At 63.0% G+C, this 25,510-nt stretch carries 24 protein-coding genes; 20 read left to right on the plus strand and 4 right to left on the minus strand.

Features of this window, described 5'->3' with window-relative positions:
* Nucleotides 1-392: 392 nt before the first annotated feature.
* Nucleotides 393-989, minus strand: coding sequence for a DNA-3-methyladenine glycosylase I (locus tag P3T40_RS04495; RefSeq protein ID WP_429266463.1), 597 nt, complete (start codon nt 987-989; stop codon nt 393-395).
* Nucleotides 990-1,147: 158 nt separating this feature from the next.
* Between P3T40_RS04495 and P3T40_RS04500 the strand changes: the two genes are divergently transcribed.
* Nucleotides 1,148-2,041 carry a BadF/BadG/BcrA/BcrD ATPase family protein gene (locus tag P3T40_RS04500; RefSeq protein ID WP_429266464.1) on the plus strand — a complete coding sequence of 298 codons (894 nt, stop codon included), beginning with the start codon at nt 1,148-1,150 and terminating at the stop codon, nt 2,039-2,041.
* 95 nt (nt 2,042-2,136) lie between these two features.
* Nucleotides 2,137-2,958: a Cof-type HAD-IIB family hydrolase gene (locus P3T40_RS04505; RefSeq protein ID WP_429266465.1), complete on the plus strand. Its 822-nt coding sequence runs from the start codon at nt 2,137-2,139 to the stop codon at nt 2,956-2,958.
* A 13-nt stretch (nt 2,959-2,971) separates the two neighbouring features.
* Here the strand turns inward: P3T40_RS04505 and P3T40_RS04510 are convergent, their stop codons facing one another.
* Both P3T40_RS04510 and aqpZ read right to left on the minus strand, forming a co-directional pair.
* Nucleotides 2,972-3,691, minus strand: coding sequence for a histidine phosphatase family protein (locus P3T40_RS04510; protein ID WP_429266466.1), 720 nt, complete (start codon nt 3,689-3,691; stop codon nt 2,972-2,974).
* Between the two features lie 133 nt (nt 3,692-3,824).
* Complete coding sequence (gene aqpZ / locus P3T40_RS04515; RefSeq protein WP_429266467.1) at nt 3,825-4,568, minus strand: aquaporin Z; 744 nt, start codon at nt 4,566-4,568, stop codon at nt 3,825-3,827.
* 295 nt (nt 4,569-4,863) lie between these two features.
* Between aqpZ and P3T40_RS04520 the strand changes: the two genes are divergently transcribed.
* Entirely contained in the window at nt 4,864-5,166 is a 303-nt protein-coding gene (locus P3T40_RS04520; protein ID WP_429266468.1) for an H-NS histone family protein, read from the plus strand.
* Nucleotides 5,167-5,388: 222 nt separating this feature from the next.
* Here P3T40_RS04520 and P3T40_RS04525 read toward each other — a convergent pair whose 3' ends face one another.
* Nucleotides 5,389-6,453 carry a glycosyltransferase family 4 protein gene (locus P3T40_RS04525; RefSeq protein ID WP_429266469.1) on the minus strand — a complete coding sequence of 355 codons (1,065 nt, stop codon included), beginning with the start codon at nt 6,451-6,453 and terminating at the stop codon, nt 5,389-5,391.
* Between the two features lie 676 nt (nt 6,454-7,129).
* Between P3T40_RS04525 and flhD the strand changes: the two genes are divergently transcribed.
* From flhD to flhA, 17 genes are all read left to right on the plus strand, one after another.
* Nucleotides 7,130-7,450 (plus strand): flagellar transcriptional regulator FlhD, encoded by a 321-nt coding sequence (gene flhD / locus P3T40_RS04530; protein WP_429266470.1) that lies wholly within the window; start codon nt 7,130-7,132, stop codon nt 7,448-7,450.
* 60 nt (nt 7,451-7,510) lie between these two features.
* Nucleotides 7,511-8,074 (plus strand): flagellar transcriptional regulator FlhC, encoded by a 564-nt coding sequence (gene flhC / locus P3T40_RS04535; protein WP_429266471.1) that lies wholly within the window; start codon nt 7,511-7,513, stop codon nt 8,072-8,074.
* Nucleotides 8,075-8,266: 192 nt separating this feature from the next.
* Nucleotides 8,267-9,127, plus strand: a complete 861-nt coding sequence (motA, locus tag P3T40_RS04540; RefSeq protein ID WP_122152876.1) for a flagellar motor stator protein MotA — start codon at nt 8,267-8,269, stop codon at nt 9,125-9,127.
* A gap of 24 nt (nt 9,128-9,151) precedes the next feature.
* Entirely contained in the window at nt 9,152-10,159 is a 1,008-nt protein-coding gene (gene motB / locus P3T40_RS04545) for a flagellar motor protein MotB (RefSeq protein ID WP_429266472.1), read from the plus strand.
* Nucleotides 10,160-10,238: 79 nt separating this feature from the next.
* On the plus strand, nt 10,239-10,616 hold the full coding sequence (locus P3T40_RS04550; RefSeq protein WP_429266473.1) for a response regulator: 378 nt from the start codon (nt 10,239-10,241) through the stop codon (nt 10,614-10,616).
* 70 nt (nt 10,617-10,686) lie between these two features.
* The gene (gene cheA / locus P3T40_RS04555) at nt 10,687-12,984 is read left to right on the plus strand and encodes a chemotaxis protein CheA (RefSeq protein WP_429266474.1); all 2,298 of its coding nucleotides are present in this window, start codon (nt 10,687-10,689) and stop codon (nt 12,982-12,984) included.
* A gap of 53 nt (nt 12,985-13,037) precedes the next feature.
* Nucleotides 13,038-13,574, plus strand: coding sequence for a chemotaxis protein CheW (gene cheW / locus P3T40_RS04560; RefSeq protein WP_429266475.1), 537 nt, complete (start codon nt 13,038-13,040; stop codon nt 13,572-13,574).
* 43 nt (nt 13,575-13,617) lie between these two features.
* A complete protein-coding gene (locus P3T40_RS04565) occupies nt 13,618-15,501 on the plus strand; it encodes a methyl-accepting chemotaxis protein (protein WP_429266476.1) in 1,884 nt (627 codons plus the stop codon).
* Between the two features lie 189 nt (nt 15,502-15,690).
* On the plus strand, nt 15,691-16,644 hold the full coding sequence (locus P3T40_RS04570) for a CheR family methyltransferase (protein WP_429266477.1): 954 nt from the start codon (nt 15,691-15,693) through the stop codon (nt 16,642-16,644).
* Nucleotides 16,641-17,432 (plus strand): chemoreceptor glutamine deamidase CheD, encoded by a 792-nt coding sequence (gene cheD / locus P3T40_RS04575; RefSeq protein WP_429266478.1) that lies wholly within the window; start codon nt 16,641-16,643, stop codon nt 17,430-17,432. The genes P3T40_RS04570 and cheD overlap by 4 nt, the downstream gene beginning before the upstream one ends.
* A gap of 5 nt (nt 17,433-17,437) precedes the next feature.
* Nucleotides 17,438-18,532, plus strand: coding sequence for a protein-glutamate methylesterase/protein-glutamine glutaminase (locus tag P3T40_RS04580; protein WP_429266479.1), 1,095 nt, complete (start codon nt 17,438-17,440; stop codon nt 18,530-18,532).
* Nucleotides 18,533-18,598: 66 nt separating this feature from the next.
* A complete protein-coding gene (cheY, locus tag P3T40_RS04585) occupies nt 18,599-18,994 on the plus strand; it encodes a chemotaxis response regulator CheY (protein ID WP_429266480.1) in 396 nt (131 codons plus the stop codon).
* 1 nt (nt 18,995) lies between these two features.
* Nucleotides 18,996-19,703 carry a protein phosphatase CheZ gene (gene cheZ / locus P3T40_RS04590; protein ID WP_429266481.1) on the plus strand — a complete coding sequence of 236 codons (708 nt, stop codon included), beginning with the start codon at nt 18,996-18,998 and terminating at the stop codon, nt 19,701-19,703.
* A gap of 256 nt (nt 19,704-19,959) precedes the next feature.
* Complete coding sequence (locus tag P3T40_RS04595; protein WP_429266482.1) at nt 19,960-20,481, plus strand: DUF2844 domain-containing protein; 522 nt, start codon at nt 19,960-19,962, stop codon at nt 20,479-20,481.
* Between the two features lie 23 nt (nt 20,482-20,504).
* Complete coding sequence (locus tag P3T40_RS04600; protein ID WP_429266483.1) at nt 20,505-21,770, plus strand: DUF3443 domain-containing protein; 1,266 nt, start codon at nt 20,505-20,507, stop codon at nt 21,768-21,770.
* 249 nt (nt 21,771-22,019) lie between these two features.
* The gene (gene flhB, locus P3T40_RS04605) at nt 22,020-23,234 is read left to right on the plus strand and encodes a flagellar biosynthesis protein FlhB (protein WP_429266484.1); all 1,215 of its coding nucleotides are present in this window, start codon (nt 22,020-22,022) and stop codon (nt 23,232-23,234) included.
* Nucleotides 23,231-25,327 (plus strand): flagellar biosynthesis protein FlhA, encoded by a 2,097-nt coding sequence (gene flhA / locus P3T40_RS04610; protein ID WP_429266485.1) that lies wholly within the window; start codon nt 23,231-23,233, stop codon nt 25,325-25,327. Before flhB ends, flhA begins: the two co-directional genes overlap by 4 nt.
* Nucleotides 25,328-25,510: the final 183 nt, after the last annotated feature.

Below are 25,510 nucleotides of genomic sequence, written 5' to 3' on the forward strand. Positions count from 1 at the left end.
GACGTTTGCGCCTTCAATTGTTATAACGACCGAAACCGGTAAAAACGTAGAGGCGCCGCACGCGAGCGCGCAATTTTGACACAACGGCGCTTTGGCTGCAGTCGGCCCGCCTTCGGCAAAGGCAGGCGGGATAAGGGCGGCAGCCTGCCGCACGGGGAGATTGGGATTTTCCCGAAGACGTCGTGTCATTGCCGTCGCCGCGCTGAGGTGCGCCAAGTCGGCGCTTCGGCCGTGCAGATAGAAAGGTGCGCGACATTCAATACTGCGGCCTCTCAGCCCGAATGGCGCGTCGGATACCAGACTTGGCGGATTGAAATGTGCGCGCGATTCGATAGACGGCCATGGGGGCTCAAAGGTGCGCGAGATCGGCTACGTCTCGCCGAGACCCTCCTTCAGCCCACCTTCTTATTGCGCCCCTTTTTGCCGAGCGCCGCGCAGCGTGCCCGACAGTCGCAATCCGTCTGATGGTCGTTGACCATGCCCACGGCCTGCATGAACGCGTAGCAGATGGTGGTGCCGACGAACTTGCAGCCGTAGCGCTTGAGCCCTTTGCTGAGTGCGTCTGAGATCTCGGTCGAGGCCGGCGCGTGCTGATATGAGGCCCAGTCGTTCTGGATCGGTGTCTGATCGACGAAGGACCAGATGAAATTCGCCAGCGAGCCGTGTTCCGCCTGGATCTGCTGTACCGCGCGCGCATTGGTGATCGCCGCTTCAATCTTGCCCCGATGACGCACGATGGATTCGTCGAGCACCAGTGCATCCACGTGCTTTGGCGTGAAGCGGGCCACCTTGTCGATCTCGAAGTCAGCGAACGCCCGACGGTATCCGCTGCGCTTGTTCAGGATCGTCGACCACGACAGGCCGGCCTGTGCGCCCTCCAGCACGAGCATTTCGAAGAGGTGCTGATCGTCGCGCGACGGCACGCCCCATTCCGTGTCGTGGTAGTGTGCGAGCGCTTCGCTCGTTGCCCAATTGCATCGCTGTGTCACGTTCCGGCTCCTGCTTGGTCATCTGTCGAAATCCCGGTTCGTCCGGGCTTTGCCAGCATATCGGAACGCTCGCGCGGTGCAACTAGGCCATTCGGCCAGTTGCCGGATCGAAATGGACCTGCCACGCTATGCGGCAACTCTTCACTGACACTCATTCGATGAATACAGACCTCTTTCTGATCGGCGTCGACGGCGGCGGCACCGGCACGCGCGTGGTGCTCGGCGACGGGCACGGCCGCGAACTGGCTCAGGCGGCAAGCGGCCCGTCTGGCCTTGGCCTCGGCGTCGAGCGCGCCTGGCAGGCCATTCAGGCGGGTTGCGCCGAAGCGTTCAGTCGGGCTGGCGTCGCGCCACAGTGGGAACGTTGCGTGATTGGCTGTGGGCTTGCCGGGGTCAACAATCGCGTCTGGCTTGCCGGGTTTCGGGCGCAGGCGCCGAAGCTGGCTGGGCTGGCCGTGGAGAGTGATGCGTACACGACATTGCTCGGGGCACACGGCGGCTCACATGGGGTGATCGTGGCGCTGGGCACCGGCAGTGTCGCCGCCGCAGCAGACGGGGAGGGCGAATGCCGCATCGCCAGCGGTTTCGGTTTCCCTTCCGGTGACGAGGCAAGCGGCGCCTGGCTCGGCTTGCGTGCGATCGTCCACGCGCAGCAGGCGCTCGACGGCCGTGTCCCGCTGGACGAGTTTGCTCAGGCGTTGCTCGATCGGGTTGGGGCGCAGGACCGCGATAGCCTCATCGTCTGGCTGTGCGCAACCAATCAGACTGGCTACGCGAGCCTCGCGCCGATTGTGCTCGCCCACGCCGGCCATCCTTTCGCCGCGCGCCTCCTGGCCGAAGCGGGCGAGGAAATCGGTAAGATGATTGCAGCGCTAGACCCATCTGGCGCGCTGCCGGTCGCCCTATGCGGCGGACTCGGTGCGCCTCTGCGCGCCTATGTGCCGCAGCGTTATCAGGCGCGCTTGCGTGCGCCGCTGGCCGATTCCGCGCACGGCGCTCTGCAGCTGGCACAGCATGAAGCCGCGCGAACCGGTGCCAGTGCGGCCGGCTGATCTGGCGTAGGCGCCCAGCCAATCCAGCCGTGGCCTCGAAAGCCTCGAAAGGAACGCTAAAATAGCGCCTTTGACGCCGCCCGGTTGCCCACACCATGTACAAAGTTATCGCCACGGATCTCGACGGCACCCTGCTCAACGGCGACCATCAGCTCGATCCGTTCACCGTCGCCACGGTGCGTCGGCTGGAAGCCGAGGGGCTGCACTTCATTATCGCCACCGGCCGGCACTACCGTGACGTGGCGGGCATTCGCGACCTGCTGGGTATCCGGCCGTACCTGATCACGTCGAACGGCGCGCGCGTGCATGCTCCGGATGACACAAGAATCTACGCGGACGATCTTCCGCCCGCTGCCGTCCACCGCCTCGTGCGGCCGGAGATTGCCGGCGCGCATGGCCGGGTGATCGTCAATCTGTTCGCCGATGAGGAATGGCTGATCGATCGCGACGCGCCGGAACTGCTGCGCCTGCATCAGGATTCGGGCTTCGGCTATGCCGTGACCGATCTGCAGCGGCACAACGGCGTCGGCATAGCAAAGGCGCTGTATATCGGCGAACCCGCCGACCTCGCGCCGGTTGCGGCGAATCTGCAACGCGAGTTTGGCGACGCGTTGTACGTCACCTACTCGCTGCCCGATTGTCTCGAGGTCATGACATCGAACGTGTCAAAGGGCCGCGCGCTGAAGTTTGTGCTCGAGCGCCTCGGCGTGGACGCCGCGCGCTGCGTCGCGTTCGGCGACAACATGAACGACATTGACCTGCTCGAAACCGCCGGCCATCCGTTCATGATGAACAACGCCAATCCGGACCTGATCACGCGTCTGCCGAATGTGCCGCGCATCGGCAACAATTTCGAAGCGGGCGTCGCGCATCATTTGCGTAAGCTGTTCGCCCTGGATGACGAACTGGCGTCGTAAGGCGCCTCTGGTGTCAAGGCGCCGCGCCTGATGCCGCGGCCGGCGGCAGCGCTGCGCACGGGCAATCCGCGGACCGTCCATTCAGTCCTTCCTGGCTATGCTGGAAAGTCGCATGCGGCGTGCCGCCTTGCCAGTCGAGCTTGACGATATAGATGCTGTCGAAATCGTCGCTGTGCCACTTCGGGACCTCGCTGGCGTTGCCGCCATGGGCGCTCACGATCTGTCGTACCAGCTTCTCGATCAGCTTGTGCTCCCAAGCCACCACCACAAACTTGTTGCGATATGCAGGGGCGACCAGCGTACTGCTTAGCTTGTCTATCTCCGCGAAGCCATAAGGCGTTTGCACAGGCATCTCGAATTGAATCGCGGTGGGCTCGATGGTCGCCAGCGGGCGGACATAGTAGTAAGGATGTCCGCTGTCGTTCTTCTGCTGGCCCGGGTCGGGCGCGAAGAGCGCATCGGGCTTGCCGAATTTGGCGGCAATCACCGCGGGCAGCGCCATCGAGCGGTTGAGGCCCTGGCAATTGAGCTGGCCGAAACCTTGCGCCGGCTTCTCGCCATGGCGGACAAACACCAGTGTTTCAACCGGGCGGTCGGCCGCCGGAGCGCCAGCCGCCGGATGGCTGGCCCCCTGGTTGCCAGCCGCATACGCCGTGGCGGGCAACAGCGCGCCGCCGCAAGAAGCGGCGAGCCAGAGAGCGACGCCACGCAGGAATCGGCGGGAACGGTTCATGGGGAGCCCCTTTGCGAGCCGTATGAAAGTCGGACGATTCTAGCAGCGACGTCTTGGCTTGCTGCGGATCGGCCGCATCAAAAGCAAAGCGGGCGCCGCAGCGCCCGCTTTACAGATTAGCCTGGCCAGTCCGTCAATCGGCCAGCGCAGCGCGTTGGTTGGCGGTTGCGCGGCTTTCCGCGATGACCGGGTACACGAAACCGGCAATGACCGCGCCGAGGATCGGAGCAACCCAGAAGAGCCACAGCTGGTCGACGGCCGCGCCGCCGACGAACAATGCCGGGCCCGTCGAACGCGCCGGATTGACCGAGGTGTTCGTGACCGGAATCGAGATCAGGTGGATCAGCGTCAGGCACAGGCCGATGGCGATCGGGGCGAAGCCTGCCGGCGTGCGCTTGTCGGTCGAGCCCAGAATCACGAACAGGAAGAAGGCGGTCATCACCACTTCGCAGATGAACGCGGCCATCAGCGAGTAGTGGCCCGGCGAGCGGTCGCCGTAGCCATTGCTGGCGAAGCCGCTTGCCACCAGGTCGAAGCCCGGTTTGCCGCTGGCGATGAGGGAGAGCACGAAGGCGCCGAGCACCGCGCCGACTACCTGCGCGACGATATACGGCACGAGATCGCGCGCCGGGAACCGGCCCGCCACGGTCAAGCCGACGCTCACCGCCGGATTCAGGTGGCAGCCCGAGATGTGGCCGATGGCATACGCCATGGTCAGCACCGTCAGGCCGAACGCGAACGAAACGCCCACGAAGCCGATGCCCAGCCCGTGTACCGGGCCAGCGAAATTAGCGGCGAGGACGGCGCTGCCGCAGCCCCCGAGGACAAGCCAGAAGGTGCCGAACAATTCGGCTGCGAGGCGCTTTGACAACTGCATGATATGGAATCCTAAAAAGTTTGACTTGCTGGCGGCGGCACAAAGGGTATTCAGGTGCACACCTCCGAGCGCGAAATTCTAGGCAAATATCGTTGAATCAGGTGTCAAGAATTGTCAATGTGGTGGTTTGCGAACGGAATTATTTCGCGATAAAGCGCGGAGTCATTTAACAATTCACCTGCATTAAAATTATCAGACGATATCTCGAATTGTGAGTATTAGTGTCCATTGCGAAATTCGCTAATTGCGGCTAGTCTCCGAATGACAATGCGTTCTACAAAAGGGGAGAAGGGAAATGTCGCAATATGCAGAACTCAAGGCGCAGATCGCCAGATTGCAGGCTCAGGCAGACGAGGCGCGACGCACCGAACTCGGTAATGTAATCGAGGAAATCCGCGGCAAGATCGCTGAGTACGGCTTGACGGCCCAGGACCTGGGCTTCGCCGTCGCGGCACGGCGCGGGCGCCCGCCCAAGAAGGCGCCGCTGCCGCCGAAGTATCAGGATCCGAAGTCGGGCAACACATGGAGCGGGCGCGGCAAGCCGCCCAAGTGGATTGCCGGAAAGAACCGTGAGCGGTTTCTGATCGAGCAGGTTTAGTCTCAACAACTCATTTTTGCCATGAAAGCTTTCTGAAGGTTGTTGGTATTCAGGAAGCGCATTCGTTACGTAATATGTATCGAATTTGTGGCGGAATTTGCCAGTAAAAAAAGCCGCCTATGAAAGGCGGCTTTTTAGAAGATGCGCGGCGTATCGACGCGGTTCTGCTCACGCAAACGATTCACATAGGGTTTTTACGCGTAATACCCTGGGTAAAGCCGTTCAACCCATCGCCACACGGCGCAACATGGGGCGGCGTTCAGCTTCGATAAGCGTGGCGTAGCCGTCCAGATAGTTCTGCGCCATGGTCTTCGCGCTAAACCGCCGTTCGAATTGCGCGCGGATTTCCGTGCGCGACAGTTCGTCCAGCCGCTGCAGCGCGGCCACGGCGCCTTGCACGTCCTCTACGACGAAACCCGTCACGCCGTGATCGATCACCTCGGGCACCGAGCCACGGTTAAAGGCGATTACCGGCGTGCCGCATGCCATCGATTCGATCATCACCAGCCCGAACGGCTCCGACCAATCGATCGGAAACAGCAGCGCCTTAGCGCCCGAGAGGAACTCCGGCTTCTGCGCCTCGTTGATCTCGCCGACGAATTCGACGTGCGCCTGCGACAGCAGCGGCTCGATTTCCGTCTTGAAGTACTCCTGGTCGACCTTGTCCACCTTGGCGGCGATCTTCAGCGGCAGACCGCTTTGGGCAGCGATCTTGATGGCTGTATCGACGCGCTTCTCCGGACAGATACGACCGAGGAACGCCAGATATTCGGGCTTCTTGTGCGGCTGCGGCGTGAGCAGCTGCTCCGGCAGCCCGTGGTAAATCGTATTGAGCCAGTTCGCCTGTTTGAGCGGCAGGCGCTGCGAATCCGAGATCGACACCACCGGCGCTTGCGTGAACGTATCGAAAATCGGCTGCAGCTCGGGTAGGTCCAGACGGCCATGCAGCGTCGTGACGAACGGCGTGTCCATCGACGAAAACAGCGGGAACGGCAGATAGTCGAGGTGGAAGTGCAGCACATCGAACTCGTGGGTGATGCTGCGCACCCGCTCCATCAGCAGGACGTGCGGCGCCATCGCGTCGCGCACCGTCGGGTCGAGGCGCAGCGCGCGCGGCCAAGCCGCTTCGAGCTTGGCGGAGGTGACCGAATCGCCGCTCGCAAACAGCGTCACGTCGTGGCCGAGGTCGACCAGAGCCTCGGTCAGGTAGGACACGACACGTTCGGTGCCGCCATAGAATTTTGGCGGTACAGCCTCGTATAAGGGCGCAATTTGTGCGATTCGCATGCGTACTCTCCTAAGTTCATGGCGGCTTCGCACGGCGGCGCTCGGATCGAGCGAGGGGCGAATGCCTTACGGACGGTCGGGCGCGGTGAAGCCCGCCGCCCAGAGACAAACCGACACTGCATCGGGTTATCCCTTAAGGCCATTATCGGGATCGGGCGACGCAATTCGAGTTGTTTTTCAAACACTTAACGTTGTTACAGCGCGAAACATGCTCCGTTACAGGTCGCCGAGGCTTCCTGGTGGCGGTTTCAAGAGATCGCATATCCTTCGCATGTCACCCTTAGCAAGGCGCGTGCCGCGGGTGGCCACTTTCGCCTCGCGGCCGATACCATGCGCCGCGCATAGCAAGCGTGTGTTGCCCTAGTGTGAAAAACATCTATAATCCGACCTCACCGGTAACGGTGCGTGAAATACGCATAATTCGCGCACCGATCGATCCCCTAAATCCGCCTCACCTTTCAGACCTCTTTCAGGCCGCCTATTTGTAGGAAAAATTCCTACATCATTTATGGATGAATCCGTCATTCATATAGGGTGTCTGTCCGATTTCCGTTCGCATTCCCTTTGGACACAATGCTGGCAAGACCATAAACGGGCCGTTCGTGCGGATGTAGTGCGCGCGATCGAGCAAACGTTTCCGTAACGGCCTGACCAGCCAGATCGACCCGGGGGAATCATGAGCACCACAAGTGACATGCTCAATGAGATAAGAGAAGTGAATCTTTCTTATCTCCTGCTCGCTCAACGTCTGCTGCGTGAAGACAAGCCCATGGGCATGTTCCGCATGGGCATTTCGGATCAGTTGGCCGACGTCATCGCCAATCTGTCGCTCGCGCAGACCGTCAAACTGGCCGCATCCAGCCAGGTTCTATGCCGCTTCCGCTTCGATGACCACGCTGTCCTGTCCACGCTTGCGGACAAGGGCAAGACCAGCGCCATTTCTCAGGCGCATTCCGCGATCCTGATGGCTAGCCAGCCCGTCGAGCAGGTCGGCTGATGCCGGCACGCCACGGCAGCAATGCCAACCAGCAATACCAGGATGCGGGAAGCCGAGCGGATGGCCACTAAAAGCGTAATTCTCGAAGTCAGGGAAATCACCCTGGCGATCGAATTGATCGAACTCGGCGCGCGTTTGCAATTGCTCGAGGCCGAGACCAGTCTGTCGCGCGACCGGTTGATCAGGCTTTACAAGGAATTGAAAGGAGTGTCGCCGCCCAAGGGCATGCTGCCGTTCTCGACGGACTGGTTCATGACCTGGCAGCCGAACTTTCATTCGTCGTTGTTCTATAACATTTACCGCTTCATGGCGAACCACGGCGGCTGCGAGACGATCCAGTCGATCGTGAAGAGCTACCGGCTCTATCTCGAACACATCAAGCTGCACGACGACGAGCCCGTGCTCAGTCTGACCCGCGCGTGGACGCTCGTGCGCTTTTTCGACTCCGGGATGCTGCAAATGACACCCTGCTGCCGCTGCGGCGGGCATTTCGTTGCGCATGCACACGATCCGCAGCACGCCTTCGTCTGTGGATTGTGCCAACCCCCGTCCCGCGCAGGTAAGACAAAGAAAGTTGCCGAAGCCAAGGTACGGGCGAGCCAGCTCGCCGAACTGGCGCTTTGAGCCGCGGGGCGGGCACGCCCGTCCCGCTTGCATCCCAGCCTGGGCAGAATGGGCGCCCCGCACCCCGGACCGGGGGCGTGCGCCTGTGGTTTACACGGGCTCCTCCACTCGCTTTTCCACCAAAGTTTTCCGCTCCGTTGCCGTAAACCAGTTTAACGACGGTCTCCGTCGCTTCCTTGTGAGGGCTCGGCTGTGCTGATTTTCGTGGGAACACTCGTGACGCTGTTGTCCGTCTTTGGCGGTTATGCCATGGAAGGCGGGCACTTGGGCGCGCTGATGCAGCCAGTCGAATTGCTGATGATCGGGGGCGCCGGCGTCGGCGCATTCGTCCTCGGTAACGGGATGAAAACGATCAAATCGACGCTGGGCGTGCTTCCGACCCTGTTTAAGGGCTCCAAATACAACAAGGACGTCTATATGGAGCTGATGGCGCTTCTGTACGTCCTGCTGGCGAAGGCGCGCAAAGAGGGCACGCTGACGCTCGAAGCCGATATCGACGATCCGTCCAAGAGCCCGATCTTCACCCAGTATCCGAAGATCCTCGCCGACCACCACATCATTGAGTTTCTGACCGATTACCTGCGTCTGATGGTCGGCGGCAACATGAATGCGTTTGAAATCGAAAGCCTGATGGATGAGGAAATCGAAACGCATCACACCGAGGGCGAAGCCCCGGCGCATGCGCTCGCCAAGGTCGGCGACGCCATGCCGGCGTTCGGGATCGTCGCGGCGGTGATGGGCGTGGTGCACACCATGGCTTCGGCCGACAAACCGCCTGCCGTGCTAGGCGAGATGATCGCCCAGGCGCTGGTCGGCACCTTCCTCGGCATTCTGCTTTCGTACGGGCTGATTGGGCCGCTCTCGAGCGTCGCGGAACAACGCGTCGCCGAGTCGACCAAGATGTTCCAGTGCATCAAGGTGACGATTCTCGCGAGCCTGAATGGCTATGCGCCGGCGATCGCCGTCGAATTTGGCCGCAAGGTGCTCTTCTCGACTGAACGCCCGTCGTTCGCCGAGCTGGAAGAGCACGTGCGCCGCGTGAAAGCCAAGTAACCGCGCGGACCAGGGACCGATTCGATGAGCAAGGACAAAGACCGCGCGATTGTCGTCAAGCGCGCCGCGCCGAAGAAGGCGGGCCATCACGGCGGCGCGTGGAAGCTCGCCTACGCGGACTTCATGACCGCGATGATGGCGTTCTTCCTGCTGATGTGGCTGCTCAGTTCGGCGACCACCGTGCAGTTGCGCGGCATTGCGGACTACTTCAACCAGCCGCTGAAGATCACCCTGTGGGGCGGCGATCGCAGCGCGGAGGATTCGAGCATCCTGAAGGGCGGTGGACGGGATATTTCCACGGATCAGCAGGGCATCACGCGCCAGAGCGACGGTTCGATGAGTCGCGCCGAGCGCACCGCCGCGCGCAACGACGAAGATGCGGTGAAGCAGATGCAGGGCCAGCTCGAACGCCAGGAGCAGGTCCGCCTGCACGATCTGCAGATCAAGTTGATGGCTGCGATCGAGGCCAACCCGGTCCTGCGCCAGTTCAAGCAGCAGATCCGCATTGACTCGACCTTGACGGGGCTGCGCATCGAGATCGTGGACTCGCAGAAACGGCCCATGTTTGACACCGCCAGCGACGAGGTCCAGCCGTATATGCGCGACATCTTGCGCGAAATCGGCCACACGCTGAACGATGTGCCGAACCGCATCATCGTGCAGGGTCACACCGACGCCGTGCAGTACGCCGGTGGCGAAAAGGGCTACAGCAACTGGGAGCTGTCGGCAGACCGCGCGAACGCGTCGCGCCGCGAGCTGATCGCAGGCGGCATGGACGAGCCGAAGGTGATGCGCGTGATAGGCATGGCGTCGACGCAGAACCTGAACAAGACCGATCCGCTCGATCCGGAAAATCGCCGTATCAGCATTCTGGTTCTGAACAAGAAGTCGGAGGACGCGATGATGCACGACGACTCGACCACGACCACCTTGTCGGACGACGCAGCCGGTTCAGCACAACAGCCGCTGCTGCAACAAATTGCGCAACCGGTGACGGTTGCTCCAAAGGCGCCCAGCGTGGCGCCGAAGTGAAGGACATGATGGCCCGACCCGCGCAGCCGCTCGTACGGCGCGCAGTCGGGCGATCCATAGTGAGCGCAGCGAGGTTTTAATGATCAGGCACATTCTGGCAATCGACGACTCGGCAGCGATGCGGCAGATTCTCTCCGCCACGCTGACGACGGCCGGCTATCAGGTGACGCTCGCGGCCGATGGCGAAGAGGGCCTCGAGAACGCGCTTGCCATGCCGTACGACCTCGTGCTGACGGACCAGCACATGCCGGGCAAGACTGGCCTTGATCTGATCACGGCGCTGCGCGGCAACCCGGCTTACCAAGTGACGCCGATCCTCGTCCTTACGACGGAATCCGGCGAACCATTCAAGGCGGCGGCGCGAGCGGCCGGGGCGACCGGCTGGATTGAAAAGCCGCTCGACCCCGACATGCTGACCGAACTGGTCGCGGCGCTCGCCGAGTCAGGCGAAGCCTGAGCTCATCCACCATTTATATAAGCGGCACGGCAGCCAAAGCCTAGACAGGATCTCTCGCGGTGACCCAGGCATGACACTCGACATCACTCAGTTCTATCAGACGTTCTTCGACGAAGCGGACGAACTGCTCGCGCAGATGGAGCAGTTGCTGCTCAATCTGGACATCGGCCATCCCGATCCGGAAGATCTCGCGGCCATTTTCCGCGCGGCGCATTCAATCAAGGGCGGCGCGGCGACCTTCGGTTTCACCGCACTCACCGAAACGACCCACATTCTCGAATCGCTGCTCGATCGCGCACGCAATAACGAACTCGTGCTGCGCAAGGACATGATCGACACGTTCCTTGAAACCAAGGACGTGCTGTCCGGCCAGCTCGCGGACTATCGCGCGAGCGCCGAACCGGATGCGGCGGTGGCGAAGGCGATTTGCGCCAAGCTTGACCAGCTCTATAAGGAAAGCCTGGGACAACCGACTGCCGCAGCGCCAGCTCCGGTCGCAGCCAGCACTCCCGCGCCGGCCGCCGTCCCTGATGGCCACGCGCCCGAGCACGTCGTTCAACAGGCCGTCGAGGCGGCAGGCGAACTATCAGGCAACGAGCCGGCACAGACCGGCGCAACAACAGCAGGAACGGCAGGAACGGCAGGAACGAACGGAACAAACGGGACCGCAAGCGCAGACGGCGGCCCGCATCTGAAAATCACGCTACGGGGTGTAGGTGAGAAGGACCAGGAACTGCTGGCCGAAGAGCTCGGCAACCTGGGGCATATCGTTGGGCAGGTCAAGGCAGGCGGCGATCTGACGCTGTGGCTGCAGACCGATGTCACGTCCGACGACATTATCGCCGTGTGCTGTTTCGTGATCGACGACAGTCAGATCCTGATCGGCCGCGGCACTGCACCGGTGGATGAATCGCAGGAAGGCGAACCTGGAACGCCTGCCACTGCGGCGCATGCACCGGCGCCTGCGCCGGCACCGGCCCCCGCGCCGGTTGCCGCACCGCAGTCAAGTGCAGCTGCGCCGACGCACGAGCTGTTCAGCGCACCGGCGCAGGCGGCTCCGGTTCCGGCGCCCGCGCCGGCACCCGCCGCAGTTGCTGCGGCGCCCGCAGCGGCACCGGCCGCAGCTACGGCAGCCGCCGAGAATGACCGCAAGGCGCGTCCGGCTGCTGCCGCCGCAGCCGAAGGCAGTTCGATCCGGGTGGGCGTCGAGAAGGTAGACCAGCTGATCAATCTGGTCGGCGAACTGGTGATCACGCAGGCGATGCTGGCCGAGACCACCAGCACCTTCGATCCGGCCTTGCACGACCGGCTGTTCAACGGCATGGCGCAACTGGAGCGCAACGCCCGCGATTTGCAGGAAGCGGTGATGTCGATCCGCATGATGCCGATGGATTATGTCTTCAGCCGCTTTCCGCGCCTCGTGCGCGATCTGGCGGCGAAGCTCGGTAAAGAGGTCGAGCTTGTCACCTTCGGTCAGGCGACCGAACTCGACAAGAGCCTCATCGAGCGGATCATCGATCCGCTCACCCACCTTGTGCGCAACAGTCTCGATCACGGTATCGAGACGGTGGAAGCGCGCCGCGCCGCGGGCAAGGATTCGACCGGCCAACTGGTGCTGTCGGCGGCGCACCACGGCGGCAATATCGTGATCGAAGTCAGCGACGACGGCGCGGGCCTGCGCCGCGACAAGATTCTCGCGAAGGCCGCCAAGCAGGGCATGCAGGTCAGCGAAAGCATGACCGATGACGAGGTCTGGAACCTGATCTTCCTGCCCGGCTTCTCGACTGCCGAGCAGGTGACGGACGTGTCCGGCCGCGGCGTCGGCATGGATGTGGTGAAGCGCAACATTCAGTCGATGGGCGGTCACGTCGAAATTAGCTCGCAGGCAGGCAAGGGCAGCACCACGCGCATCGTGTTGCCGCTAACGTTAGCGATCCTCGACGGCATGTCGGTGAAGGTCGGCAACGAAATCTTCATTCTGCCGCTGAACTTCGTGATGGAGTCGCTGCAGCCGCAAGCCGAAGACATCTACACGGTGGCGAACGGCGAACGGGTGGTGCGCGTGCGCGGCGAATACCTGCCGCTCGTCGCGCTGCATGAAGTGTTCTCGGTGGAGGACGCCAAGTCGGAACCGACCCAAGGCATCGTCACCATCATGCAGACCGAAGGACGGCGCTTCGCCATGTTGATCGACGAACTGGTCGGCCAGCAGCAGGTAGTCGTGAAGAATCTGGAAACGAATTACCGCAAGGTGCACGGCATTTCCGCGGCGACCATCCTCGGCGACGGCAGCGTCGCGCTGATCGTGGACGTGGCGGCGTTGAACCGCGAGACGCGCAACGCGCATGGCGCAATGAGCCTCGCGTAACCCTCGAGCAACTTTTTACTTAACTCATTTCATCCCAACCGTTTGGGGGTAACGTGGCAGAAGTCCAATTCAACAATTCGAGCGTCGCAAACGCGAGCGGTACGAATGGCCGCCGCGACGCGCTGCAGGCAGACGCCGGCGGTCAGGAATTTCTCGTCTTCACGCTGGGCGCGGAAGAGTACGGCATCGACATTCTCAAGGTGCAGGAAATCCGCGGCTACGACAGCGTGACGCGCATCGCCAACGCACCGGAATTCATCAAGGGCGTGATCAATCTGCGCGGCATCATCGTGCCGATCGTCGACATGCGTATCAAGTTTCATCTGGGCCGTGTCGAATACGACCATCAGACCGTCGTGATCATCCTGAACGTCGCGCATCGCGTGGTCGGGATGGTGGTGGACGGCGTGTCGGACGTGCTGACCTTGCAGATGGATCAGATCATGCCGGCGCCGGAATTTGGCGCAACGCTTACCACGGAGTACCTGACGGGTCTCGGCACGGTCGATGGCCGCATGCTGATCCTGATGGACATCGAAAAGCTGATGACCAGCCGCGAAATGGCGCTGATCGAGTCGCTCGGCGGCTAAGGGCCGCGAGCGTGCACATGACCGGACAACAGGGAGCATCAAGATGCTAAGCAGGTGGTCGATTCGTACGTCGTTGACCATGGTCGGGGTCGTTCTGGTCGCACTGACGATCGTGGTCGGCGCGCTCGGCCTCACCGCGCTGAATCGCGCGAGCCAGTCTCTTGACGGTATCGCACGCGGCGATCTGGTGGCCATTCATGCGCTCGACGATGCGTCGGGCTACCTGTTGCGCTCGCGCCTTGCGGTTGACCGGTACAACACGCTTACCGCCGCGGGCAATGCCGACGAAGCGAAGACCGTGCTGGACCGGGCGCAGGAACTGCTCGCCAAAGGCAACGAGAGCTGGCAAACGTTTGTAGATGCGCCGAAGGCCGGCATTGACCAGGCCCTCATCGACGACCTGCTGGCGCGCCGTGCGACCGTGATGCACGACGGCGTCGATCCGGAGTTCGCGGCGCTGCGCGCGGGCGATCAGGCGGGCTTTCACGCGATTGCGGATACGAAGATCAGCCCGCTCTTCATTGCTTACGACGCGTCCGCTTCGGCGGTCGTGAAGGCCTTGCTGCAACGCGCGGCCGATCAGCAGACGACGGCGCAGTCGAACGTCACGCTCATGACCTCGCTGATCGTCGCAGTGGGGCTGATCGCGCTGGTGCTGGTGGTGCTGATCCGTTTCGCGCTGCGCGGCCTGATCGTGCAGCCGCTCAACGACGCAACCGAATGCTTCGAGCGGATCGCCGCAGGCGACCTGACGCACCCGGTGAACGTGTTCAGCACCAACGAGATCGGGCGCCTGTTCCGCAGCATCAAGCAGATGCAGGACAGCCTCTCGACGATGGTGAAAGCGGTCCACAGCAGCACCGAATCGATCGACACCGGCGCGCGCGAGATCTCGATGGGTAACACCGATCTGTCGCAGCGTACCGAGCAGCAGGCCGCTTCGCTGCAGCAGACCGCCTCGAGCATGGAACAACTGACCGGCACCGTGCGGCAGAACGCCGAGAACGCGCGCCAGGCGAGCCAGCTCGCCGTCAACGCGTCGGACATCGCCACGCGCGGCGGCGACGTGGTGGGCCAGGTCGTGCACACGATGCAGGACATCGCCACGAGTTCGAACAAGGTCGTCGACATCATCGGCGTGATCGAAGGCATCGCGTTCCAGACCAACATACTCGCGCTGAACGCGGCAGTGGAAGCCGCACGCGCCGGCGAACAGGGCCGCGGCTTTGCCGTGGTGGCCGGCGAAGTGCGCAGCCTCGCGCAGCGCAGCGCCAGTGCGGCGAAGGAAATCAAGGAGCTGATCGGCGACTCGGTGGACAAGGTGCAAAGCGGCTCGGCACTGGTAGGCCGGGCAGGCACGACGATGGACGAGATCGTCCAGGCCGTGCGCCGCGTGACCGACATCATGGGCGAAATCAGCGCGGCCTCGGAAGAGCAGTCGACCGGCATCGAACAGGTCAATCGCGCGGTGGTGCAGATGGACGAAGTCACGCAGCAGAATGCCGCGCTCGTTGAAGAGGCAGCCGCTGCGGCGGCTTCGCTCGAAGAGCAGACGCGCCAGTTGCAGACCGTGGTCGGCGGTTGGCGGGTGGAAGGCGGGCAGCGTGCGGGCTCTTCTGCGCGCAGCAGCACGCCTGCGGCACGCAGCAAGAACGCGCCGCGCGCGTCGGCTGCAGCGGCGCCGAAGGCGGCAGCCACGCCGGCTCACGCAGCGTCACCGGTTGCGGGTCATGGGGCGACTCATGCAGCGTCTCAGTCAGCGGCACCGGCTGCGCCAAAGCACGACGCGGCACGCACGGCTGCGTCGGCGCGTGCCGAACCGGCGCTCAGACCCAGGACGTCGGCTGGCGCCGCCGAACCGACGGCGCGGCCCGCCGCAACAGGCGCGTCTGCCGCAGGCTCGGACGCGGACTGGGAAACGTTTTAAGGAATGGCACGCAGATATGCAGGCTTTCGGCACCTCGCCCCAGCATGGGCGATTCATTGAAGGACGCCCACAAGGCGTGCTTCGTGCCGTCGGCCGGTTGGACACTCAGTTGCAAGTATTCGCGGGTAGGCGCGACCCCGCGATGCAAGTCCCTGCTGGGGACGCTTCGTATCGCAGGCAGGAAACTTCATGATGGCAACGCGCGCACAGCTTCGCTCCGATAAGGCGGAACCGGCCAGAGCCGGCGACCAGGGGCGTGATTTCGAATTCACTTCGGCGGACTTCGCTCGTATTCGCGAACTGATCCACCGCGGCGCCGGCATCTCGCTGTCGGACCACAAGCGCGACATGGCATACAGCCGTCTCGCGCGGCGTCTGCGTGCGCGCGGCCTCGACAGCTTCCGCGAATACCTCGACCTGCTCGAGTCGGAAAATGATCCGGCCGAGTGGGAGGCCTTCACCAACGCGTTGACCACCAACCTGACCGCGTTCTTTCGCGAGGCACATCACTTTCCGATTCTCGCGGAGTTCGCCGCGAAGCGGCAGCAGCCGGTGTCGGTGTGGTGCTCGGCGGCCTCGACCGGTGAGGAGCCGTATTCGATCGCGATGACGCTGATCGAAGCGCTCGGCGACAGCGCCGCACGCCAGGCCACCGTGCTCGCCACCGACATCGACACCCAGGTGCTCGCGAAAGGCGAAGCGGGCATGTATCAGTTCGATCAGGTCAAGCACCTGTCGCAGGAGCGGCTCAAGCGCTTTTTCCTGAAGGGCACCGGCGCGCATGCGGGGATGGTGAAAGTGCGTCCTGAAGTGCGCGCGATGATCCGCTTCCAGCAACTGAATCTGACCGATCGCGATTACGGGTTGCGCTCCCAGTTCGACGCGATTTTCTGCCGCAACGTGATGATCTATTTCGACAAGCCGACCCAGGCGCAGGTGCTTTCGCGCTTCGATCCGCTAATGAAGCCGGGCGGCCTGCTGTTTGCCGGCCACTCGGAGAACTTCACCTATGTTACGCAGGCATTCCGCCTGCGCGGCCAGACGGTCTACGAACTGACGCGCGACGCCGGCGCCGCCGCGCGCGCTCCGCAACGCAGCCAGACGCACACTGCCCACACGTCGACTAGCGGGGTGAGCGCATGAGTGCCGCCCTGCCGATTGCCAGCAATCTGTATTTCGACAATCACTTCAAGCGCCCCGGCGTGAAGCTGTTGCCGAACGAGTTCTATACGACGAACGAAGACATGGTGCTCGTCACCGTGCTCGGCTCGTGCGTGGCGGCCTGTATTCAGGACCGCACAGCAGGCATTGGCGGCATGAACCACTTCATGCTGCCCGACGACGGCGCCGACGTCGGCCAGGCGGCTTCGGACTCGATGCGCTACGGCGCCTACGCGATGGAAGTGCTCATCAACGAGCTCATCAAGGCAGGTGGACGGCGCGAACGTTTCGAGGCCAAAGTGTTTGGCGGCGCGGCGGTGCTCGCGGGCATGACGACGATGAATATCGGTGACCGCAACTCCGAGTTCGTGCGCCGCTATCTGGCGCTGGAAAAAATCCGCATCACCGCCGAGGATTTGCAAGGCAGCCATCCGCGCAAGGTGGCGTTCATGCCGCGCACCGGTCAGGTGATGGTGAAAAAACTCCGCCTGCAGCAGGAAGCGGGCGTGGCCGAGCGCGAACAGGCGCTCGCACGGCAAACCTCCGAACAGCGGGCCGAACGGCTCGCGCGGGCCCGCGAACGGGTCGAGCTGTTCGCCACCTCGCCTAGCCAGGCTGGGCGGCCACGTCTCGAACTGTTTGGCGCAGGCTCGACCACGGGTACAGGATCAGGGACGAGCGCCGCTGCAGGCAAGCCGCGCATCGAGCTATTTGGCGCGAGCCCGCGCCCAATTAATTCAAACAACGCCAGAACCGCAGAGGAGGCGTGAGAGCTGTGCAAAAGATCAAAGTATTGTGCGTCGACGACTCGGCGCTGATCCGCAGCCTGATGACGGAAATCATCAATGGCCAGCCGGACATGACCGTCGTTGCAACCGCGCCCGACCCGCTCGTCGCGCGCGAACTCATCAAGCAGCACAACCCGGACGTGTTGACGCTCGACGTCGAAATGCCGCGCATGGACGGCCTCGACTTCCTCGAGAAGCTGATGCGCCTGCGGCCGATGCCGGTCGTGATGGTGTCGTCGCTGACCGAGCGCGGCAACGAAATTACGCTGCGCGCGCTGGAACTGGGCGCGGTCGACTTCGTGACCAAGCCGAAGGTGGGGATTCGCGACGGCATGCTCGACTACTCGGAGAAGCTCGCCGACAAGGTCCGCACCGCCGCGCGCGCGCGCGTGCGCCAGGCCGCACCTGCGCAGCATGCCGCGGCGGCTGGGCAAGCAGCGGGCCACGTCGCCGCTCCCGCGCCGAACTTCAACAATCCGCTGCTGAGTACGGAAAAGCTGATTATCGTCGGCGCTTCGACGGGCGGCACCGAAGCGATCCGCGAAGTGCTCGTGCCGCTGCCGCCCGATGCACCCGCGGTGCTGATCGCACAGCATATGCCGCCGGGGTTTACGAAATCTTTCGCGCAACGCCTTAATGGCTTGTGCAGAATTACCGTTAAAGAGGCTGAGCACGGCGAACGCGTGCTGCCGGGACACGCTTATATTGCCCCTGGCCACGCTCACCTGTTGCTAGCCCGTAGCGGTGCGAACTATATTGCACACCTGTCCGACGACCCGCCGGTGAACCGGCATCGTCCGTCCGTCGATGTGCTGTTCCGCTCCGCTGCACAGCACGCCGGCAAGAATGCAGTGGGCGTCATCCTCACGGGGATGGGCCGCGACGGTGCGGCTGGACTGCTGGAGATGAAAAAAGCAGGCGCGTATACGCTTGCGCAGGACGAAGCGAGCTGTATCGTGTTCGGCATGCCGCGCGAGGCGATCGCGCTGGGCGCTGCCGACGAGATCGCCTCGTTGCCCGAGATGAGCCGGCGCGTCATGGCGCGCCTCTCGTCGATGGGCGAACGCGTACAGCGGGTATGATGCGCGTGCCTGATAGAAGAGGCGCTCAATCGCCGCACCATCTGGGTTAAGGGAAAGGGAATTGAAATGGATAAGGGAATGAAGATTCTGGTCGTAGATGACTTTCCGACGATGCGTCGGATCGTGCGCAATCTGTTGAAGGAACTGGGCTACTCGAACGTCGACGAGGCGGAAGATGGCATGGCCGGTCTCGCGCGTCTGCGCAGCGGCAAGTACGACTTCGTGATTTCCGACTGGAACATGCCGAACCTCGACGGTCTGGCAATGCTGAAGGAAATCCGTGCCGATGCGAGCCTGACGCACCTGCCGGTGCTGATGGTGACGGCCGAGTCGAAGAAGGAAAACATCATCGCGGCGGCGCAGGCCGGCGCAAGCGGCTATGTGGTCAAGCCGTTCACAGCAGTCACGCTCGACGAGAAGCTCAACAAGATTCTCGAGAAGATGGCGAAAGCCGGGAGCTGACGTGAACCAGCCGACCAACGCGGCAGCCGCCGACGCGCTCGACGGCGGCGACCTCGCCAGCGACCGCATTCTTGCCCGCATCGGGCAACTGACGCGCACGCTGCGTGACTCGATGCGCGAGCTGGGGATCGACAAGCATGTCGAGCGCGCCGCAGAAGCGGTGCCCGACGCGCGCGACCGTCTCAAGTACATCGCCAACATGACCGAGCAGGCGGCCGAAAAGGTGCTGAGCGCGATTGAGGTCGCCAAGCCGATGCAGGAACAGTTGCAGCAGGACGCGGCTGTGCTCGACGCGCGTTGGGAGCAATGGTACGCGGCGCCGATCGAACGCGAGGAAGTGCGCGCGTTGATGAACGACACGCGCACTTTTTTGCGCGTCGTACCCGAAGTGACGACGGCGACCAATTCCCAGTTGCTCGAGATCATGCTGGCGCAGGACTTTCAGGATCTGACCGGGCAGGTCATCAAGAAGATTACGGAAGTCGTGTACCTGATCGAGCAGCAACTGCTCGGCGTGCTGATCGAGAACATCGCGCTCGAGCGGCGTGAGCAGTTCGCCGCGACTGCGGCGGCGTTGGCGGCTGAACCGTCGGCCACCGGCAGCCCGGAAGGTTTGCTGAACGGGCCGCAAATCAACCCGGAAGGCAAGGCCGACGTGATGCAGGATCAGGGCGAAGTCGACGACCTGCTGGCGAGCCTCGGCTTCTAGGCCGGATTTCGCGGCCGCTTGCAAGCTGGCCGCAGGACATCCGGGCACGGCGCGCCGCAGCGCGGCCGTCGTGCCTCGTAAGACTTTGTAAATATCGCTGGGTGTGACGTGAACGCGTGGTATTGCGGGCACACCGGCAACCCCCCCGAACAAACCTTCATGCGTGCGGCCAGCGCAGTGCCGTATGATCTTGGTTAAATGCGGGCGCTCATGCGATGCGTGGGCCGTTGCGCAATCGATTGGGAGGGGTCGGGCCATGTTGAGTCGTATAAGCCGCGCTGTCTTCATGACGGCGTTAGGGTTGTCGTGTGTCGTGCCCACCATTCAGTCCGCTTACGCGGCGCTGGGCGGCAGTCCAATGACGCCGCCTGCCGGCGCCTCTGTGAATTCCCAGGCCGTTTCATCCGCAGCCGTTGCGCACGCCGCCGCGTCGAGCGCCGCGTCCACGGCCAGTACCCCGTCGTCCTATACCGTGCGTACGACGACGTTCGGCAACGGCACCGTCGTGCGGGAGTACCTCGCGCAGGACGGCACTGTGTTCGGGCTCGCGTGGAACGGCCCGCAAATGCCGAATCTGAACGATCTTCTCGGTACTTATTTCCCGCAGTATCTCGCCGGCGTTCAAGCCGCACGCGCGGTGCGCGGCGGCCATGGACCGGTCGCAGTCGACCAGGATAGCCTCGTGGTCCACTCCGGCGGCCATATGGGCGCCTTCGCGGGTCAAGCGTGGCTGCCGCAGGCATTGCCTGCCGGTGTCAGCGGTTCCGATATCCAGTGACAGTGACGGACGGGAGACGAGCCATGCAATTTGCAGCAAAGCTCACAGGGTGGGCGCGGGTGGCGGTGACGGTCGCACTGGTGTCGCTGATCGCAGCGTGCGGCGGCGGAGGCGGCAGCGACAACAATTCCGCTTCAAACTCGTCTTCGGGTAGCAACTCGCTGCCGGCGAGTCCGGGCGCGACTCCGGTCGCGGCAAATGCGGGGAACACCGCGCCGATCACGGTGGGGCGTGGCGTGGCGAACGTCATCAACATTCCAACTGTCACCGTGACGGTTTGTGTGCCCGGCACGAGCACCTGCCAGAGCATTCCCAATGTGCAGGTGGATACCGGCTCGTACGGGCTGCGGATCGTCAGTGGCGCGTTGAATATCGGGCTGCCAACCGTCGCTGCTCCCACCGCACCTGGCAAACAGCTAGTGGAATGCACGATTTTCGCCGACGGCTATTCGTGGGGTTCGGTCCGCACGGCCACGGTACAGATTGGCGGTGAGACCGCCATCAACATCCCGATCCAGGTGCTCGGTGACGTGAGTTTCAATGTGCCGACCAGTTGCGCGAGCGGCGCCGAAGAGAACACGGCCAACGAGATTGGCGCCAACGGCATTCTCGGCATTGGCACTGCGCCAGTCGACTGCGGCTCGACCTGCGCGAGTGCGTCGACGTTCGCCCAGTTCAGCAATTATTACGCGTGCTCCGGCGGGAGCTGCACGACCACGCAGGTGCCGAACACCAGCCAGGTGACGAACCCGGTCACCGGCTTCGCCGACAACAACGGCGTGATCGTGGAGATGTCGCCCGTCTCGAACAGCGGCAACGGGTCCGCTACCGGCACCCTGGTGTTTGGCATCAACACGGCCGCGAACAATAAACTTGCGGCGTCGCAGGTCTTCACGACCGATGCTTTCGGCGACCTGAACAACAGTACCTTCAACGGCAGCAAGCTGACAGCGTTCTTCGATTCCGGCTCGAACGCGTACTTCTTCGCCGACAGTAGCTTGCAGCAGTGCGGCAGCAACTTCAGCGGGTTCTATTGTCCATCGTCGGGGCAGACGCGCACGGTGAACGTAGTCGGCCTCAATGGCGTGTCCGCCGCGGCCAACATCGGGATTCTCAGCGCGGCGACGCTGTTTAGTAACGGCAACAACTACGCCTTCAACGACCTCGCCGGCCAGATCGGCGGGGCGGGCAGCTTCGATATCGGCTTGCCGTTCTTTTACGGCCGCTACATCTACTTCGGTATCGACCAGACGGCGCTGGGCGGCCAGGCGCCTTTCGTCGCCTATTGAGCGGGGCTTAAGCCCTTCACTCCTTTAGCGGCTACACCGCCCTCCCGCCCGTCCCGCGCCCCCTGGCGCCGGACCGGGCGGGACCGTTCTGCCTGCGGTGCCTCCATCCGCACGCTGTGCTTTCCCTTTCCCCATCGCTTGAAATGCCCCCGTTTCCCTGTCCTTATCCGCCGATCATGGCTTGAGTTCTACGGGAATAATCGCTCTCACTAGAAATAGGCATGGTGCCTTGACCGACTGGAGAGCTGCGTGGCAGAGGATAGCGACCTCGACAAAACCGAATCAGCCACTCCCCGGCGCCTCGAAAAGGCGCGGGAGGAGGGGCAGATCGTCCGTTCGCGGGAGCTGACGTCGTTTGCCTTGCTGTCGGCGGGTTTCTATGGCGTCTGGGCCATGTCGGGATCGATCGGCGACCATCTGGGATCGATGTTGCGCGGCGCCCTGATGTTCGATCACGCGAGCGTCTTCGAAACGCGCCGGATGTTGATTGGCGCGGGTGCCGCGAGCCGTGAAGGGCTCTATGCGCTGCTGCCGATCCTCGCCATGACGGGCGCCGCCGCGCTCCTCGCGCCACTCGCGCTGGGCGGCTGGCACGTCTCGAGCTCGTCTCTCCAGCCCAAATTCAGCCGCCTCGATCCTATCGCCGGGCTCGGCAAGCTATTTTCGATCAACGGGCCGATCCAACTCGGCATGTCGCTTGCCAAGACCCTCGTGGTCGGCTTGATTGGCGGCGTGTCAATCTGGAATCGTCACGACGCGGTTCTCGCGCTTGCCACCCAGCCGCTCACCGTGGCGTTCGCCAACGCGGCGCACCTGATCGCGGTCTGCTGCGGCAACACGGTCGCGGGCATGTTCCTCGTGGCGGCGCTCGACGTCCCGTACCAGATCTGGAATTTCCACAAGAAACTCCGCATGACGAAGGAAGAAGTGAAGCGGGAGCACAAGGAAAGCGAAGGCGATCCCAAGATGAAGGGCCGCATTCGCGCCCAGCAGCGCGCGATTGCGCGGCGGCGGATGATGAGTAAGGTTCCGACGGCCGACGTGGTCGTCACCAACCCGACCCACTTCGCGGTCGCCCTGAGCTATAGCGATGGTGAGATGCGCGCACCGAAGGTGGTGGCCAAGGGCGTCAATCTGGTCGCCGCACGGATTCGCGAGATTGCGGCCGAGAACAACGTGCCGCTGCTCGAAGCGCCGCCGCTCGCGCGGGCGCTGTATCACAACGTCGAGCTCGACCGCGAAATTCCCGGCCAGTTGTATGGGGCGGTCGCGGAAGTACTCGCGTGGGTTTATCAGTTGCGCCGCTTCAAGACCGAAGGCGGTGTGGCGCCGGTGGCACCGACCGAATTCGACGTCCCCGCCGACCTGGACCAAGGGCCGGTATCCGACGAGGAAGCGAACGAAGAAGCCGCCGACGCTCTTAACGACAGCAAAGACAACAAGGCACCTGGAGCCTCCGCATGAACGTACGCGCCGGTTTCCTGTCCCGACGGCCGGACTCGATGAGCAACACTAACCTGCGCGCCCTCGCAGGGCCGGTGCTGATCGTGATGATCCTCGGCATGATGATCTTGCCGTTGCCGCCGTTCCTGCTGGATCTGCTGTTCACTTTCAACATCGCGCTTTCGGTGATGGTGCTGCTCGTCAGCATGTACACGATGAAGCCGCTCGACTTCGCGGCTTTCCCGAGCGTGCTGCTGTTCTCGACGCTGCTGCGTCTCTCGCTGAACGTCGCGTCCACGCGGGTGGTGCTGCTCGAAGGCCACACCGGGCCGGATGCGGCCGGGCAGGTGATCGAGTCCTTCGGACACTTCCTGGTGGGCGGCAATTTCGCGGTGGGGATCGTGGTGTTCGTCATCCTGATGGTGATCAACTTCATGGTCATCACCAAGGGTGCGGGCCGGATTGCTGAAGTGGGCGCGCGCTTCACGCTCGATGCGATGCCCGGCAAGCAGATGGCGATCGACGCCGACCTGAATGCCGGCATCATCAACGAAGACCAGGCACGCAAGCGCCGTCTGGAGGTGGGCCAGGAAGCCGAGTTTTACGGTTCGATGGACGGCGCGAGCAAGTTCGTGCGCGGCGATGCGATTGCCGGCCTGTTGATCATGGTGATCAACATCGTCGGCGGGCTGATTGTCGGCGTGGTCCAGCACAACATGGATTTCGCCTCGGCCGCCAAGACCTACACGCTACTCACCATCGGCGACGGCCTCGTCGCGCAGATCCCGTCGCTGGTGATCTCGACCGCTGCCGGTGTGATCGTGTCGCGGGTCGCGACCAACGAGGACATCGGTACGCAGCTGACCGGCCAGTTGTTCACGAACCCACGCGTGCTGATCATCACGGGCGCCATTCTCGTGATGATGGGGCTGATTCCAGGCATGCCGCACTTCGCCTTCCTGCTGCTGGGCGGCGGCCTGATCCAGATTGGCCGGATGATGAAGAAGCGCGCGGCCGACGTGAAGACCGCGGCGGCCCTCGTCGATGTGGCGCCGACGGCGCTCAAGCCGACCGAAAACACCGAGGCAAGCTGGGACGACGTGACGATGATCGACACGCTCGGTCTCGAAGTCGGCTACCGGCTGATTCCGCTCGTCGACAAGAACTCGGACGGCGAACTGCTCAAGCGTATCAAGAGTATCCGCAAGAAGTTCGCGCAGGAAATTGGCTTCTTGCCGCCGGTCATCCACATCCGGGACAACCTCGAATTGCGGCCCAACGGCTACCGGATCACCCTAAAGGGTGTCGAGGTTGGCGTCGGCGAGGCCTACCCCGGCCAGTGGCTTGCGATCAATCCGGGCCAGGTCAGCGCGGCGCTGCCGGGCACGGCGACCCAAGACCCGGCGTTCGGTCTGCCGGCCGTCTGGATCGACACCGGTCTGCGCGAGCAGGCTCAGGTGTATGGCTACACGGTGGTCGATTCGAGCACGGTGGTCGCGACCCACCTGAACCATCTGGTAGTCACGCACGCCGGCGAACTGCTCGGCCGCCGCGAAATCCAGGCGCTGATCGAGCGGATGCAAAAGGACACGCCATCGCTGGTCGACGATCTTATTCCAAAGTCGCTGTCGTACATCACGCTGCAGAAGGTACTGCAGAACCTGCTGGAAGAAGGTGTGCCCATCCGCGACATGCGCACGATTCTCGAAGCGCTGGCCGAACATACGCCGAAGGTCAGCGATCCGCATGAGTTGACCGCCGTCGTTCGCCTTGCGCTCGGCCGCGCGATCAGCCAGCAGTGGTTCCCCGGCACCGGCGAAATGCAGGTGATGGGTCTTGATTCGAACCTCGAACGGGTACTGTCGCAGGCGCTTTCGACCGGCCCCAACCCTGGGCTCGAACCGGGTCTTGCGAACACGCTGATGACGGAGACGCAAAAGGCCATGACGCGACAGCAGAACCTTGGGCTCGCGCCGGTGCTGCTGGTGCAGCATGCCCTGCGGCCGATGCTCGCGCGTTTCCTGCGCCGCAGCCTGCCGCAACTGAAGGTGCTGTCCTATGCAGAAGTGCCGGATACGCGCAACGTCAAGGTGGTGAATCTGATTGGCGCATAAGCCCTATCCGCTGCACTCCCCAGACCGGCGCTCGATGCGCCGGTTTTCATTTGAGCCATAGCCGCTGCTTTCTAGCGTGCCTGCAGGGATTTTCCATGCGGGTTAGCTTTTGCACGGCGCGGTGCCGGAGCCTGGCCCATCACGCGAATTGCCTACCTTTCCCGGCCTTTATCAACCGATCGT

Origin of the sequence: Paraburkholderia sp. EB58, from assembly GCF_050436665.1 — a bacterium.
Classification (GTDB): Bacteria; Pseudomonadota; Gammaproteobacteria; order Burkholderiales; family Burkholderiaceae; genus Paraburkholderia.